10 protein-coding genes are annotated in these 16,224 nt (G+C 54.1%); 4 read left to right on the top strand and 6 right to left on the bottom strand.

Translation table 11 applies throughout. From position 1 onward, the window contains the following. Window positions 1-1,185, bottom strand: a complete 1,185-nt coding sequence (gene nifS / locus IJT02_09690) for a cysteine desulfurase NifS (GenBank protein MBQ7545198.1) — start codon at window positions 1,183-1,185, stop codon at window positions 1-3. Next, complete coding sequence (locus IJT02_09695) at window positions 1,186-1,737, bottom strand: Rrf2 family transcriptional regulator (GenBank protein ID MBQ7545199.1); 552 nt, start codon at window positions 1,735-1,737, stop codon at window positions 1,186-1,188. 70 nt (window positions 1,738-1,807) lie between these two features. Here IJT02_09695 and IJT02_09700 point away from each other — a divergent pair, with 70 nt between their 5' ends. Further along, window positions 1,808-3,106 carry a serine dehydratase subunit alpha family protein gene (locus IJT02_09700; protein MBQ7545200.1) on the top strand — a complete coding sequence of 433 codons (1,299 nt, stop codon included), beginning with the start codon at window positions 1,808-1,810 and terminating at the stop codon, window positions 3,104-3,106. A gap of 58 nt (window positions 3,107-3,164) precedes the next feature. Next, the gene (locus tag IJT02_09705) at window positions 3,165-4,391 is read left to right on the top strand and encodes a cation:dicarboxylase symporter family transporter (GenBank protein ID MBQ7545201.1); all 1,227 of its coding nucleotides are present in this window, start codon (window positions 3,165-3,167) and stop codon (window positions 4,389-4,391) included. Between the two features lie 46 nt (window positions 4,392-4,437). On the opposite strand, the gene IJT02_09710 is transcribed toward IJT02_09705, so the two are convergent. From IJT02_09710 to IJT02_09725, 4 genes are all read right to left on the bottom strand, one after another. Then, window positions 4,438-7,941: a putative Ig domain-containing protein gene (locus IJT02_09710; protein MBQ7545202.1), complete on the bottom strand. Its 3,504-nt coding sequence runs from the start codon at window positions 7,939-7,941 to the stop codon at window positions 4,438-4,440. 133 nt (window positions 7,942-8,074) lie between these two features. Next, window positions 8,075-11,359 (bottom strand): hypothetical protein, encoded by a 3,285-nt coding sequence (locus tag IJT02_09715; protein MBQ7545203.1) that lies wholly within the window; start codon window positions 11,357-11,359, stop codon window positions 8,075-8,077. Window positions 11,360-11,481: 122 nt separating this feature from the next. Then, the gene (locus IJT02_09720; GenBank protein ID MBQ7545204.1) at window positions 11,482-13,500 is read right to left on the bottom strand and encodes a hypothetical protein; all 2,019 of its coding nucleotides are present in this window, start codon (window positions 13,498-13,500) and stop codon (window positions 11,482-11,484) included. Window positions 13,501-13,820: 320 nt separating this feature from the next. Then, a complete protein-coding gene (locus tag IJT02_09725; protein ID MBQ7545205.1) occupies window positions 13,821-14,708 on the bottom strand; it encodes a LysR family transcriptional regulator in 888 nt (295 codons plus the stop codon). A 102-nt stretch (window positions 14,709-14,810) separates the two neighbouring features. Between IJT02_09725 and IJT02_09730 the strand changes: the two genes are divergently transcribed. Both IJT02_09730 and IJT02_09735 read left to right on the top strand, forming a co-directional pair. Then, complete coding sequence (locus IJT02_09730) at window positions 14,811-15,869, top strand: alpha/beta fold hydrolase (GenBank protein MBQ7545206.1); 1,059 nt, start codon at window positions 14,811-14,813, stop codon at window positions 15,867-15,869. A 124-nt stretch (window positions 15,870-15,993) separates the two neighbouring features. Then, window positions 15,994-16,191 (top strand): hypothetical protein, encoded by a 198-nt coding sequence (locus tag IJT02_09735; GenBank protein ID MBQ7545207.1) that lies wholly within the window; start codon window positions 15,994-15,996, stop codon window positions 16,189-16,191. Window positions 16,192-16,224: the final 33 nt, after the last annotated feature.

Raw genomic sequence — 16,224 nt, forward strand, 5'->3', positions numbered from 1 at the left:
CTACTTTTCCCCCTTCAAATAATCTTCCCACAACGGCGACATTGCGCGTCTCCGTGCAACTATCTCCGGCAGAACCTCAAGCACGTAATCTATCTGCTCATCCGTCGTCAGCCTCCCGAGCGTGAACCTCAGCGACCCGTGAGCCATCTCGTGCTTCAGCCCCAGTGCCAGCAGAACATGCGACGGGTCAAGGCTGTCCGATGAGCACGCGCTTCCTGTTGAGGCGGAGATTCCCTTAGCGTCGAGGTCAAGCAGCAGCGTCTCTCCCTCAACGCCGATGAAGCTGAAGTTCACGTTGTTGGGAAGCCGGAGGTCTCCCGTTGCTCCGTTCAGCTTTGCGTGAGGAATGCGCTCGAATATCCCCGCAATAAGCCTGTCCCTGCGCGCTGAATTAATGGCCTTGTCCGCCTCGAGCCTTCCGCTGAGAATCTCCATCGCCGTGCCGAATCCCACTATGCCCGCAATGTTCTCTGTGCTCGCTCTGCGATGACGTTCCTGCCCCCCGCCGTGAATGAAGTTCTCGGGGTTCACGCCCTTGCGCAGGTACAACGCTCCTACACCTTTAGGGCCGTACATCTTGTGTGCACTCATCGAGAGCATGTCGATATTCATTGCTTTAACGTCAATCTTCAGGTGCGCGGCGGCCTGAACTGCGTCGGTGTGGAAGGGTATCTTCCTCTCTCTGCACAGCGCACCTATCTCCGCGACGGGCTCAATCGTACCTACCTCGTTGTTCGCGAACATCACGGACACAAGCGCGGTCTTGTCGGTGATTGCGTTCTTCACGTCCTCGACGCTGACCCTGCCTTCGCTGTCCACAGGAAGATACGTTACCTCAACGCCCCTGTACTTGTGCAGGTATTCGGCCGTATGAAGAATTGCGTGATGCTCAATCTGAGTCGTAATGAGGTGGTTCTTGCCCTTCAGGAGTGCACGGTCAAGCGTTCCCTTCAACGCCCAGTTGTCGGCCTCGCTCCCTGATGCCGTGAAGAATATCTCCGACGGGTCTGCGTTCAGTGCGGCGGCGACTTGGCCGCGAGCCTTCTCGATTGCTGTCCTGCTCTGCCGCGAGAATGAATACACGCTCGACGGGTTGCCGAACCATTCGCCGAAGTACGGCATCATTGCCGATAACACTTCCGGGCTTGTCGGGGTTGTTGCCGTGTGGTCAAGATATACGAACATTTATGCTTCTTCCTCCCTTGATGCCTTGATTGCTCTCTCCCTGACTTCCTCGCGTTCAGGGTCTGTGCTGATGTTCTCTAGAAGGGTTATTCTCTCGTCTACAATGTCTTCAAGCGTCGTGCTGCTGAGAATCTCATCAACCGACCCCTTCACCTTCCGCCACAGTGTGAACGTCGGGCACGTCGGAGCGTTCTCACAGCCCTTCTCCGTCTGGCATGACCCGAAGATGAACGGTTCGCCCAATGCCTGCAGAATATCAGCTATCGAGATTTCGTCAGCTTTACGCGCAAGCAAATAGCCTCCCTGAGCACCTCTGACGCTCTCGAGGAGTCCTCCTCTGCGGAGCTTGCCGAACAATTGCTCGAGGTAGTTTAGCGGGATGTTCTGGCGTGATGCTATGTCGCTGACCGGCACGGGCTCGGAGTTCCGCGAGTGTGTGCACAGATCAGACATTGCGCGCAGTCCGTAGCGTGCTGTTGTCGAAAGCCTCAACTGATAATCTTTCCCTTCTTGTCTTGGAACTTGCGCAAGGATAGTATATGCAACCTGCATTGTCAAGATTGAGTGATATATAATTGCGGGCACTTATCAGACAGTTTCGCACAAATTAAGGAGGGTAATCATGATTTCGAGGGAGCTTTACGACAACTACACGGCGATTCTGCGCGAGGAGCTTGTCCCTGCAATGGGATGCACTGAGCCTATCGCCATAGCCTACGCCAGCGCGAAGGCATGTTCCGTTCTCGGAGTGGAAGCCCGGCATCTTCACGTGTCGTGCTCGGGAAACATCATCAAGAACGTTAAGGGCGTAATTGTCCCGAACTCAGGCGGGCAGAAAGGCATTGAGGCGGCGGCGATTCTCGGAGCAGTCGGAGGGGACGCGGAGAAGGCGTTAGAGGTGATTGCGTGTGCTGACGACAAAGCACGGGCACTCACACGGAAACTTGTGCGCGAGAGATTCTGCGATGTGTCGCTGGCTGAGGACGTGCCGAATCTCTACATTGAGGTTACGGCAGAAGGAGACGGGCACACAGCAGCGGTTAGGATTGAGAACCATCACACTGACATTACGCGCATCGAGAAGGACGGAGTTACGGTGTTCGAGGAAGCTCCGGCAGAGAAGGAAGTTCCTTCATCATCAGCGGACAGGAGCAAGATGAAGCTGTGCACGATTCTGGATTACGCCGACAGCCTGAACATTGAGGACGTTGAAGAGCTGCTGACACGTCAGATTGAGTACAACTCCCGCATCTCTCAGGAAGGGCTGGACAACAAGTGGGGCGCGTGTATCGGCAAAACCATCATCGAGACGTGGGGGAATGACGTACGCTCGTGCGCGTGTGCCCGTGCCGCCGCAGGAAGTGATGCGAGAATGAGCGGCTGTCCTCTTCCCGTAATCATCAACTCAGGGAGCGGCAATCAGGGAATCACCGTAACAATGCCCGTCGTCGAGTACGCTGAACAGTGGCGGATTTCGCGGGATAAGTTATTGAGGTGTTTGGCCGTGAGCAACCTCGTGAGCATATACATCAAGCACTTCATAGGGTCGTTGTCGGCGTTCTGCGGGGCAGTCAGCGCGTCGGCAGGTGCAGGCGCAGGAATAACCTACATGGCGGGCGGGGACTATGCCAGTGTCGGGCGAACAATCACCAACACACTCGGCAACGTCGGAGGAATCGTCTGCGACGGAGCGAAGCCCAGCTGTGCGGCCAAGATTGCGTCATCAGTACACGCGGCGATTCTCGCGCACTACATGAGCATGAACGATGACGAGTTCAGGGGCGGAGAAGGTTTCGTTGAAGACGACGTGGAGGAGACCATCAGGAACATGGGCTATATCGGCAAGGTAGGCATGAAGGACACTGACAGGGAAATCTTGAACGTCATGATAGACCGTGTTGATGTTGATTCGTGCCTGTAAATCTTGATTCATGGTGTAAACTTTCAGGAATATATTTTTTCAGGAGGTAATCTATCTCATGAGCAGTAACTCTTTCACGTCAAGCCTGCCCTTCAAGCTCATCGTGGCACTTGTGCTGGGCATACTTGCCGGTCTCGGCCTCAGTTCTATGGAGGGAAGTGCGTTGTGCACCGCTCTCCTGAACATCATCGTAACCATACGCTTCATCTCCGGGCAGTTCATCAACTTTTGCGTACCGTTAATCATCATCGGTTTCGTTGCTCCGTCAATCACCCGTCTTGGCAGCAACGCCTCAAGAATGCTTCTTCTTGCGTTGACGCTGGCCTATGTCTCGTCAATCGGTGCGGCATTCGCGGCGACTTTCGCTGGCTACTCGATCATTCCGTTCCTGAACATCGCAACGGAAGTCGAGGGCTTGAAGAGTCTTCCTGATGTCGTCTTCAAACTCAACATTCCGCAGATTATGCCGGTAATCTCCGCGCTGTTCCTGTCAATCACCGTAGGACTTGCGGCGGCGTGGAACAGAAGCAAGTACATCATCAACGTTCTCGAGGAGTTCCAGAAGATAGTCTTGAGCATCGTAACGAGATTCCTGATTCCTGTCCTGCCGTGGCTTATCGGAACGACTTTCTGCGGGCTTGCGTACGAGGGCTCAATCACAAAGCAGTTCCCCGTGTTCCTCGCGATAATCCTTATCGTTATGGCCGGGCATTATATCTGGATGGCTCTGCTGTACTTCATCGCGGGCGTGTATTCCGGCAAAAACCCCTTCAACATCATCAAGAATTATGGCCCTGCGTACATGACTGCTGTCGGGACAATGTCGAGCGCGGCAACTCTGTCAGTTGCCCTCGAGTGCGCAAGGAAGTCTGAGCCTACGCTTCGTGATGACATGGTGAACTTCGGCATTCCGTTATTCGCGAACATTCACCTTTGCGGCTCTGTAATGACTGAGACGTTCTTTGTGATGGCGATCTCGAAGATACTCTACGGGACTTATCCGACGATGGGCAACATGATACTGTTCTGCCTTCTGCTGGGAGTGTTCGCGATCGGTGCTCCGGGAGTTCCTGGCGGTACGGTAATGGCTTCGCTGGGACTGATTACGGGAGTTCTCGGCTTCAACGAGGCTGGAACAGCGTTGATGCTCACGATCTTTGCTCTTCAGGACTCCTTCGGGACGGCCTGCAACGTTACGGGAGACGGAGCGTTGACGCTTATTCTTACGGGTTACGCTGAGAAGCACAAGATTTCCGCTGAGGGTCTGGAGAACATTCTGGGCTGATTATGAAGAAACCCGGAGCCTTATGACTCCGGGCTGTTATTGCTGATTAACGTGGTTTCCTTCCGAACAAGAATATTCCCGCGCAAATCAATCCTGCAACGCCGAACACGCCAGCACTGCACCCGCCATGTGATGATGGAGCAGGCTCACCGTTACCCGCCGACGAAGCGGATACGTAGCTTTCTTGCTCACCGGCTGCCGCGCTGATTTCGAGCGTCCTGAACTCGCGTTCTCCTGCATGAGCCGAAGCATAGACTATGAAGTCTCCGTTGACTGCCTCAGCTGGGAGGGTGAAGATTCCGTCCTCCGAGATGTCCGCGCTCACGGCTTCGTCATTGACGAACACAGCGACATCTGAGACCTCAATATTACGGCCGTATTCGTCCTGCCACTGCCCTATCTCGAACGTGAGAGGTTCACCGGCCTCTACAGGCACATAACCTTCGAGCTTCTCGTCCCCGCTAAGGAGGTACAGCCTTGTGTAGACAGCGTCTGACGTGCTGCCGCTGTCAGGGGTATCAGCTGTGGGTGCTGAGCCCGTGTTAGAGGGGGTGTTAGTCTGCCCTGTGCTCTCAGAGGTGTCGCCCTCGTCATCTTCAGCCTCCTTATCGTCTCCGGTCGAGTCGTCAGCCTTCAGTATTACGATGGAGAGCTGGACTGTCTCTTCGCCGGCCTTGTTCTTGGCCTTCACGGTTATGTTGAATGGTCCCGCCTTCTTGGGAGTACCGTAGATGATGCCTTCCTTCTTGTCGAGCTTCAGGCCGCTCGGGAACTTGCCGATCTTGCTCCACTTTATGGGGTCAGTGCCTGATGCTCTGAGGTATTCGGTGTACTCTACGCCAACCCTTCCGTCAGGCAAGGATGCCGTTATGATGGTTGGTGCTGTCTTCACGACCTTAACCTTGAACGACTTCGTTACGGAGCCCTTCTCGTTCTCAGCCTTGACCTTGAACTTGTACTTGCCGAGTTCCATAGGTATGCCGGAAATCCTGCCGGTATCCTCTTCGAGCGTCATCCAGTCCGGCAGATCTCCGACGGCGTACCACGCTATAGGTTCTGCGCCAGAGCATTCGAGGGTAGCTTCCCACATGCTGCCTACGTGGGCATCAGGTAGTTCTTTGGACGTATATTTGGGCTTGGTTGTGCTGCCTGTGCCGCCTGACTTGTAGTAGGGGTTTTTCGCGATATTCACGGTGTACGACTGCTCGACATACCCGTTATTGCTGCCCGTAACCCTTATCGTGAACGGGAACGCGCCTGCCTTCTTGGGAACACCCTCCAAGAATATGTAGTTCTGATATGCTTCAAGCCTTGTACCAGGAGGCAGCTCTCCAGCGACAACCGAAGCAGTGTACGGTGATGATCCGCCTCTGACGGTAATGTAGGAAGAGTAATTGAGACGCATCATCTTCCACTGTACGAATCCGCCTCGCAGCGACATGCTGTAGTTCCGCCAAGCCGTGCTTGATGCCGGTGATATTTTCAGGGTGTAAGACCGCGTGTTGTACCCGCCGTCGCTGATTCTCTTCGCCTGCAGCGTGAACTCATAGGTGCCTGAAGCCTTTGGTATTCCGCTCAAGTAGACTTTGCCGACGTTGTAGCCGTTTGCTGATTTTTCCTCGATGCTCAAGCCTGGAGGAAGAGAGCCTTTCGAGACAAGGAATATGTAATTGTCGAGGTTCTTCGTGCTTGGCGATGAAGTATCCTTGATGCCCGTCCAGTCGTAATAGCTTGTCCCTGCCTGACCGCTGAGGAAGTTGTACAACAGCTTTATATTTGGGTCTTGGTATTCTGTGGCTACGTTCCCGACGTAGATGACGAACTCGCGTGTTGTCGTTGTGCTAGAGTCGCCGACTAGGTTGCTGAGTTCCACAGTGAACCTGAAGCACCCTGTCTGAGTGGGGATACCCGTAATCGTAGCTTCGCGCTTGCTGGATTTGCCGTTAAAGGTCAATCCTGGCGGAAGCTTGCCTTTGGTGATCTTCCATCTCATGCTCCATTCGGTGCCCTTTGCCTTGATGGTTTGGTTGTAGCGGGAGTTCAGGTCGCCGCGTGCAAGTGTCTCCGCAGTCTCGAACACTGGAGGCTCATACACCACGATGTAGCTCTGCTTATGGGCTGATGAGCCGGATGAGTTTGCGGCCGTAACGCTGAAGTAGTACATCAAGGGCATGTACGAGTCCTTCCCCGCGTCGGTATGAGCGACAGTACCGCTGATTGTGCCCGTTGTACCTGAGCCGCTTATGGACAGTCCGGGAGGAAGGTTGGTGCGTAGGTGTGATGCACTTGACGGAAGAGTCCCGGCTGATGTCGACCACGTTATTGGGGTTGAGCCTGTGGCTGTCAGGGTGTTGCTGAACCATGTCCCTGCTACGACTGTCTTGGGAAGGCTGCCGATGCTGGTGATTACCGGGATCGGAATAGGGCCAGGCTTAATTACGTTGTAGGTGTTTTCGGGCATCCACGCTATGCGCCAGCGTCCGTCAGATGTTGCGTACATGACCTGACACCAGCCGTTCTCTTTGGTGAGAAGGTAGCACTGATCTTCTGCATCAATACCGTACGACCAGCTCCGCCCGGAATTGAGACGCCTATAGAGGCCATAAGCACTCCTCGCCGCCTTGAAGGACTCTGTCTCCGACCCCTTGACGAAGAGCTCGCGCAGTCTCACGTATGCAGTCCTGCGCCCGCTTGATGTAGGGTAGGATATTTGAGCGTATACGACGCTGTTGCTGTTCACGCCGACACCTAGCAGCCAGTCTTCATCGTTCTCACCTGTCCACGCGCTTGAAGAAAGCCTGCTTGTCAGCTCCTTGTTGCTGTACAGGTTGTAGTAGCGTCCAGAGGAGAGCGTGTATATCTTGGCGTACTTGCTCGAGGTCAGACTGCGGAGTCCCTGACTGTATATTGCGGGGTTCTCGACATAATCGTCGTCAGGTCTTGGAGGGAATGGCACTGAACCGAAGCGGTATATCGAGAAACCGCCTCTATATCCCGGATTCGTGTAACGCCGCGCCAGCTCAGAATACGTGTAGAAGCTGTTTGATATTTTCTTCACGCCGTATCCGCTTACGTGCGACTGGAAGAAGTAAACACCATTGCTCTCAAAACCGTTGATGAGCGCAGTGTGAACACTCGAGCCGCCAGAATAATATGACCAACGCATTTGCACAACATCACCAGCACTTGCCTTCTGAAACGCTTCACGAACCTGCGCTTCACTCGGGCCTGAGCTGTTGTGATGAGCGTTGAGATACTGTGCCAGCATAATGCTGTCCAATCCGTTGAGGTACGCCTCATAGCAGAACCCTGAGAGTGCACCTCTGCCATCATCCTTCAGCACCCAGTCCACAAAGCAGTAGCAGTTTGTACCGTAGTAATCGTTATCAACATCACCGCCACCGCGTCCAGGAACCTTCAGGACTTCCAAATCGCGCCACTTCTGGGAATTTACGTCGTACATCAGGCTTGTAGCCGAGCTCATACCCGTGAGCCCAAGCACCGCACACAGCACCACCGCAATAACCCACATAAATCTTCTGTGTGTCATGAAAATCTATCCTCCTTCTTCATGCACAAAAATTCCGTATGCCTTCATGCGCCGCTGACAACCTCCCCCTAAGGAGGCTTCTCCTCATGCCCGCACCTCCTGCACCGCCTTACACAGTGCGCAAACGAGACCCTCATCTGCCTCGAGCCCTCCTCACCGCCGCCAAAGCGAGCACCAGCATTCCCGCGTACACTCCAGACCACGAATTGCAGCCGGAGTCATGATTCTCAAGTAGGGAGTACTCACCTTCGGGCTCGTCTTCAGGTTCGTCTTCGGGCTCATCTTCAGGTTCGTCTTCAGGCTCGTCTTTCTTGGCCTCATTCACTGTCAGGGTAAGACTCTTCTCCTCGTAGCCGACCTCGTTCATCGCAGTGAAGAAGATCTCGTGCTGCCCGGCAGCTTCCGGCTGGCCGCTCAGAACTCCTTCCTTGCTCAGCGATAAACCGGCGGGAAGAGAGCCGCTCCTCCATTCGCTTGACGGATTCCCAGATGATGACATCGTGAACGAGTACGACACACCTACCGTCCCGTCAGGCAAGTATGCTGTGGTGATTACAGGAGGCCTGTTGTACGTCGTCCACGACTCCGTGAACGTCATGATGCAGGCATTGTACGGTCCTCCGCTGACATCCTTTCCGTCCTGCCACACTGACGGCACGCCGTCGCCTTCCGCAAAGAAACTCTCCCCCTCGTTCACGGCAATCTCCAGGTACTTATCCAAGCTGGCTTCAACCGCTGTAGGGTATCTGTAGCTGGATGTCTGGAACGTCGTCATCTTCAGTATGACCGAGTAGTAATCCCCTTCGTAGAGATTTACAGCCTCAGGGAGCGTAACTGTGTGGTAGCCGGCAAAAGCAATGCTGCCGCTCGACAACGGAAGCTCAGCGCGTCCGGGGTCTGTCGGGACTCTCTTGCCGAACTTGTTGATGTAGAGCTGGTACGTCATGTTGTTGTCCGTCGTGTGGAACGACACGCGGGTGATACGCTCATTGCGCGAGGCACGGAAAATCCGTGCTCCCCATCCTGAAGTGATGTCCTTAGTATGGTTTGCGCTGCCGTTGGTCCGTAAATTTCGTGCTCCCTGTCCTGAAGTGATGTCCTCAGTGGGGCTCTGCTCCTTCACTATGAATGACCTCAGCTGCACAATACCCCCATCCGTCCCAGCCTGAGCGTACGACATCCAGAAGCAGCCGTAGTCATCATCGCCCAGCTTGGCCAGCTCGCCGGTCTCCTTGTCGGTCCAGCGGCTTGAGCGTACCAGCCATGCACCATTGACACCCGGATTGTTCTTGAAGTTCGAAGCAGGGTAATCGTCGTCCCAGCCCACAAGAAGTGCCGCGTGCGACAACGCGGTGCTGTTTGTTGAGTAGAACGTGGAATAATTGCTGTCGTAACCTTGAAGCGCGTTGACGTAACGGAAATACACAGCTCCGTGATCCATAATCTGCTGCTTGATGTAGTTCACGGTCTCGGTATCATTGGCATAGTCCGTCTTTATGTCGTGGAGTTCGTTCACGTCAGAGAGTATCACGCGTGATTTGTCGAAGCTGCCCGCCGCCTTGCCGTTCAGGAACGCGTTTACCTTGCTGTTGGAATCACTAGACATTGTGCCGGCTTCAGAATAAGGCATCGCTGACTCATCAACAGGGGCTATATCTATCTTGTTCAGGAACGAGACTGCAATATCGGGGTCGCCTCCCTCCATGAGGACATCCTTGCCGCGCCTCATGAAGTTGTCAAAGCTGGCCTCATACGCAAACCATGCGAGATGAAGTTCTGAGAGGTCAAGGCTGGCCGGGGAGGCTGGGGCTTTGTGTAGCATGTAGTCTGCTTCCATTGCTCCGAGAACTGCGAACGCCCAGCAAGTCTCATAAATTCCCTGATGTCTTACCGGCGATAGGTTTCCGCTTGTTCTGGCATCATACGATGCTGGCAGGGAAGGCATGTTGACATTAGGCGGGTTGCTGCTGAGGTGCGATGTGCCCACAGGGCTCGGCCTTGCTCCTGAAGGTACATTGCTGTCCTCATCGCTCCTCCACGCGTCAGGGTTTTGCTGCCAAGTCTGGAAGTCTGTTGCGGCCGGAGCTTCCTCGACTGCTTGGGGTTCGTCGTCCCACTCGCAGATGAATCCGTGAGCTTCAGCACCGTCTGAGTCGTCCCACTTGCCGTTGGCGGAAGAGTTTGCGGCATTCGAGTCCCACACGATATGAACGTTGTTTCCTGAGCCGTCGGGCTGTCCGTCCCCGAAGTTGCTGTACTGACGCTCCAGAACTTCGTCGGTAACCCACTCGAGCCAGCCGGAAGCGTTGGACTTCGCGCCGATCCAGTAGTACGTGTAATTTGTCGTGGACTGCCTGAGGAGGGCTTCGACCTGTTCCTGTTCGAGAGAGCTTGTTATTGTCGCGAGGTGTCCGCCGAGTGCCTCACAGCGGGCTTTCGCGTTCTCCCACGTCGTGGGTTCGTTGAAGACCTGATAGCGGTGCTTGTTCCAGGAGATTTGCGGCGTGGGGTCTGAGGAGTCTGGGATTGGAATGTCTCCGCTGCTTCTCCCTACTGCCGGGTAGCTTGAAGGACAGCTGTTGCCCTCTATGGTCGCATTGTAGGAAGACCCGGCGATACCGCCAACATCACCTGAGACAGAAGTGATCTCAACACCTTCCTCGACGGTACAGTTCTTGATAGTGATGCCGCCTGCACGTCCAGTGATGCCGCCTGCATCTTGCGAAGCTGTTATGATGGTGCCAGCCTCTACAGTACAATTCTCTATACTGATTCTGTCCCCGCTCTCCTCAAAATCATATGAGTATCCTACGATACCGCCTGTACAATACCAAAGAGAAGTGTTGGCAGATGTAATCTCAGCGTTCACTGTACAGTTCCTGACTGTTCCGCCATGCAGCCATCCAACTATCCCGCCTATGTCGGCAGCACTAGGTGAACGATACGATATACTGCCGTTGAAGCTGCAGTTCTCGATTACTCCTGAATACATGTGAGCTGTGATCGCACCGCAAGCATCCGATGCCTCTATATCCCCGACGACATTGAGATTCATCACTGCAGGAACATCGCCACTAGTACGGTAAAACAAGCCACTCTCCGCTTCGTTCAGCTCAACCGTGTGCCCCTGCCCGTCAAAGTGCCCCTGAAAGATTCCGTAACTGCTCCAGCCAGTCAGAGATATATCCGCGCCCAGCTTGTAGTACTTCCCTGACGCTTCCTCGCCGCTCTTGATTCTGTCGCGCAACAGCGTCATGTCCTCAGACGATCTGATGAAGTAAGCGTCCTCCCAGCTATCACCACTCCTGCCCATGTTGTAGTATTCACCGCCGAAAGAGTATTCCTCAGCTCCGGCTGACGAGACACCCACCGCCGAACACAGGACAGCTAACAGTGCCATCACAAGAAATTTCCTCATAGTTCCGTCATACCTCCTCTCTGCGAAAAATCCCCGCCGCCCAAGCCATGCAGGCCTCTGGGAGTCGCGGGGATATTCTGCATGTACTTAGAGTGCTCAGTGTTTCATGCCCGGCACATGTACTATCTGCTCCTACTATTCCGGCGGAACGCAAACAGCACAGCCGCGAGCATCAGTACCCCTGCTCCGGCGTTACAGCCTCCGTCAGAACTTCCGAGATTATAGTTGGTGTCAGCTGTCGCTTTCTTCACCGTCCCGAGATCAGCCGTATACTCCTTGCCGTCATTGCCAGTAACTGACAGCGAAATCTGAGAGTCGGTGCTGAGGTCTGCGGGAGGTGCTGCCTCAACTGTGGCTGATGTCGCATTGGATGTTACTATCCTCGCCCAGCTGTCCGCCGCTGACGTGAAAGCGGCCGAACTCACAGCAGTACCGTTTATGAGCAGCTTCCACGCCCGGGCGGTTATGCCTGTGCCCTCAAGCGAGATGGTGTAAGTAGCCTTCGAGCCTGCCGCCAGTGTGGAGAACGGCCGTGAATTTACCGCAGTCCCATCCTCGTTCTTGATGCCTACCTTGCTGGTGATGTCCGTGCTGTCTTCGGACGGGTCTGGTATCGGGGGTACAGTTGTTGTGACGGTTATCCTCAGCGTTGTGTTGGCCGATGTCCCCGCTGAGTCCTTAGCACTAACCGTAACGCTGTACGTGTCCGCCGAAACATTCTGCCCCACGACTATAGATACCTTTGCGGAAACATCGCCTGAACATGTAACGAGAATGTCTGCCGCCGGTGAGAGTGTCCCGACAGTCCACGTTACGTCTCCGCTGACATCACCGCTTGCTGTGAGTGTCGTTGACGCGGACTCTCCAGCCTTCAGCGAGAACGTCTTGGGTTCTCCCGTGATAGCGATCTTCGGTGTCAGTGGGATTGGCTTCTGAACAACAGTAACGTTTGCTGTTACGTTGCCGGAATTTCCGTAAGCGTCGGTGAAGGTGAACGTCTTGTTATAGCTGCCTGCAGCCGCGCTGTCTGAAGCCTCGACGGTAACGGTTATAGTCCCGTTTGCAGCCGCTGTGTTGAACCTTACGCCGCTTGATGTATCGTTCGACGTTATGCTCACAGGCTCTGAGCCGGAGTACTGAGCCGTCTTTACGTCGGTGCTGCCCGGCCAGAGCGTGAAGCTCATGGGGCTGCCAGACGTTACTGTGAAGGGAGCAGGCTTGCGGTAAGTTACATCCCAGCTCAGGAGGAATGATGCGTCTACTCCGTCTCCCTCCAAACCCAGAAACGGGACGTTTACCTTCGCGATCGTACCGTCCTGCAGGTCTCCAAGAAGTTTTCCGTCGTAGCTGTCGTTGAACTTTATCACGATGGAAGTTATTGCCTTCCTGTCTGTGAACTCCGACTCGAGATCCTCATTGCCGCCGAAGTTTTCCTGCTCTCCAGTGAGCTCCCACGTCAGCCATTCGGGAAGGTTTATCGTGTATTCATCCTCAGACTGGATGTAGTTATCGTACCTCGTCAGCAGCTGAGCGTAGTCCGCGCTGACTGTAACCGTAACCTTATAGTTCCGGGTAACTTCGTGGATGTCCGTATTGCTGTCGTGCACGAGGTACTTCGTGAGAGCGTCTGATGTAGCAGCTGTATGCTCATCGTCCTTCTTGACTTCAACAGTGAGAACATCAAAGCTGATCTCGACACCTACAGCATATGCCCTGTACATATCTTCCGTAGTGTCTGTAACCTTAGCTTTAACTGTGATTTCTTCGGTGTAAGCGTCCGATGACTCGGGCAGAAATCCGCTGACCACGAATATACCCCCCGAAGAGTCTGCGCTCAGTTCCTTCAGCTTCAGGTTGCTGGACGAAAATGTGATGTCCCACGAAAGCTTGAAGCCGGTGGTGATCTCACTCTCATCGTCAGGGTCGGCTTTATCGAATATGTAGAGCTTAAGCTCCGGCAGTCTGTATTTAGCAAGGTAGTTGTAGCCGAAGTATGTCTCGTCCGCCTCCGGATTGTCCTCGTGGAGCTCCGGATCCCCTTCCTCCTCCAAAACGCACTGATAATCTGCTGACATTGCCGGTGTCAGAGCAGCGAGCACCCACGCGGCAACGAGCAGCAGCAAACCTATTTTCCTGAACACAACAATGATCTCCTCTCGTTAAACAAAACAATTTCCGCTCACAAAAGCGGAACACAAAGATTAGACTCCAGAAGAGCCCGCCGTTTTGCGCCTGAAGTGTATCTCTTGGAGTTCCCGCCCCCCTTGGGATGTTTGTCGCAAAGCACTGCGCGAACAAGGAAAAAGCACGCACAACAACAAACTGACTTATTCTGTGATAAAATATACACAGGACAAGACAAAGAGATAGAACGTGACCGCGAATCACGACCTGTTTATGTGCGTTAGACTATTAGCTTAGTTATTATAGCACACCTTTGCTTGTCCGTTTACCCTTCTTTTTAGAACATGAACTCTTGGTGTGCTCGGTATATTTCTTGCAGCAGCTTGACAAACTCCCCTACGCACTCCCTCTTTTCGTCAGAGTGAGTACACAGCACGCACTTCACCTTTTCCGGGCAGTCAAAGGGTGTCCACGCGAATTCATTGTTGTGGTCATTCAGGAAGCCCGGCGCAAGACACACGCCCTTATGTGCGGCAATGTTCGTTAATGTTGTCTCGCGGTCGTTGCTGTTGAAGTAGTGCATCCCTACCGTCTCAATCAGCCTGTTCTGCACGGCACGGAGTTCCGGCGGCGAGCCTCCTCCTACCATCAGAACTCTTCCGGCCAAGTCGTAAGGATGCACAACGTCTTTCCCAGCGAGTTCGTCAGTCTTCTCGGTGATGAGGTATATTCTGCTCTCGAACAGCGGGTGAATCTTTATGCCGGGAATGTTCTTGACGTTGTTCTGGCGCGCAAAGAGTATGTCCTCCTCGCCCTTCAGGAATGATGACGTGTCGTACAGCGCAAGGAAGTGCGGAGTGATTGATATTCCTTCGTGGGACTGCTCGAAGCTCTCGATAGCCTCAGGCAGAAAGTGTACTGCGCTCCTCATCGGAAGGCCTATCGTTATGTTGGTGCGGTAGTGCGTGCTGAAGTTCTGTCCCTGCTCGACGGCCAGCCTGAACTCGTCGCGAATGTTCTTCAGCATTACGCAGAACTGTTCCCCCGCAGGCGTGAGCACCGCTCCTCTCGGTGAACGCTCGAACAACATGAAGCCCACCTCTGCCTCGATGGCCTTAATCTGGTAGGTCAAGGCGGGCTGTGAGATAAAGAGGTTTTCTGCGGCTCTGTTGAAGTTCTTGGTCTTGGCCAGCTCCAGAACGTAATCAATCTGCTTTGTGTCCATGATAAATTTTCTCTATCGCTGATAGTGTCTGTGATTTGCATATTATATCCCCAGCGTCTACTATTTCCCCGTTCAAATCTCACCCTTGCCAGGAGGTTACTCATGAAGAAGTTATTGTTGTGTGTGCTTGCCGTGCTGCTGCCGGTGGCGGCGTTCGCTGAACCGATAGTGATTCAGGAGCAGGGAAGTTTCACTGCGGGCGGAAAAGTTGCTGTGAACAGCGGAGAGTTCGTGTTCGCTGACCTGTGGAGTCCGTCGGGGCAGACAGCGTACGGGGATCATGCGTATGTGTGGTATCAGATTCCCGAGAAAGCGAAGAAGCTGCCTATGGTGTTTCTTCACGGAGGCGGTCAGTCAAAGAAGACGTGGGAGACGACTCCTGACGGGCGCGAGGGCTTCCAGAATATTTTTCTGCGCAGGGGCTTCAGTACGTACCTTGTCGACCAGCCAAGACGCGGCGAAGCAGGGTTCTCGACGGTTTCGGGTGAAGCTATACCGCCCGCGTATTACGACCGCACAATGTTCACGCTGTTCCGTCTGGGAAGATGGCCGGAGTTCTACGATGATACGCAGTTCCCGAAAGATTCTGCGAGTCTCGAGCAGTTCTACCGTCAAGGGACACCGAACACCGCGCCTCTGGACTTCGACGTTGTTGCTGATGCTATGGCGGCAGTGCTCGCAAAGACGGGCCCGGCGATTCTCGTAACGCATTCTCAGGGAGGCGGAGCAGGATGGATGACTGCACTGCGGACGGAGAACATCAAGGCCATTGCTGCCTACGAGCCAGGCGGAAGTCCGAGACTGTTCCCTGAAGGTGAAGTGCCAGAGCCTATCGCTACGTCGTTCGGCATCATCGAGGGGACTGCGATTCCTCTTGAGAAGTTCAGGAAGTTCACGAAGTTTCCCATCATAATCTTCTACGGCGACCACATTGCGACAGAGCCTACGGACAATTACGGTTCTGACCAGTGGAGGGCTGAGCTTGCGATGGGCAGGAAGTTCGCGGAGCTCGTCAACAAGTACGGCGGGGACTGCACAGTGATTCACCTGCCGGAACTGGGCATCAAGGGCAACACGCATTTCATGTTCTCTGACCTCAACAACATAGAGCTTGCTGACCTGCTGTCGAAATGGCTTGCAGAGAAGGGACTTGACGAATGATGAAGATACTGCTTGCGGTAATGCTGTTGATGATGGCGGCTTCAGCTCATGCGCAGGAAGTGAAGTACATTGACGCGCCGACGTTCGAGGTGGAATTTTCCTGTACGAGGACATTAACGCGGCAGTGAAGCTCGTGCGTGAAAGAGCAGGAGACTTCCGCATCAAGCCCGACCGAATCGGAATCGTAGGGTTCTATGCCGGTGCGTTGATGGCAGTGTACAACGCCGAGTGTGCTCCTGCCGGGTCAAAATCGGGATGGGACATAAACCGTTCACGAGTTACCTGTGGCCTGAGCAGTTCATGGCGTGGCTTCGGATGCTGAAGATTCTCAGTTAAAATAAGTATAGCTGATTAT

It is taken from the genome of Synergistaceae bacterium, from assembly GCA_017450125.1.
Lineage (GTDB): Bacteria > Synergistota > Synergistia > Synergistales > Aminobacteriaceae > JAFUXM01.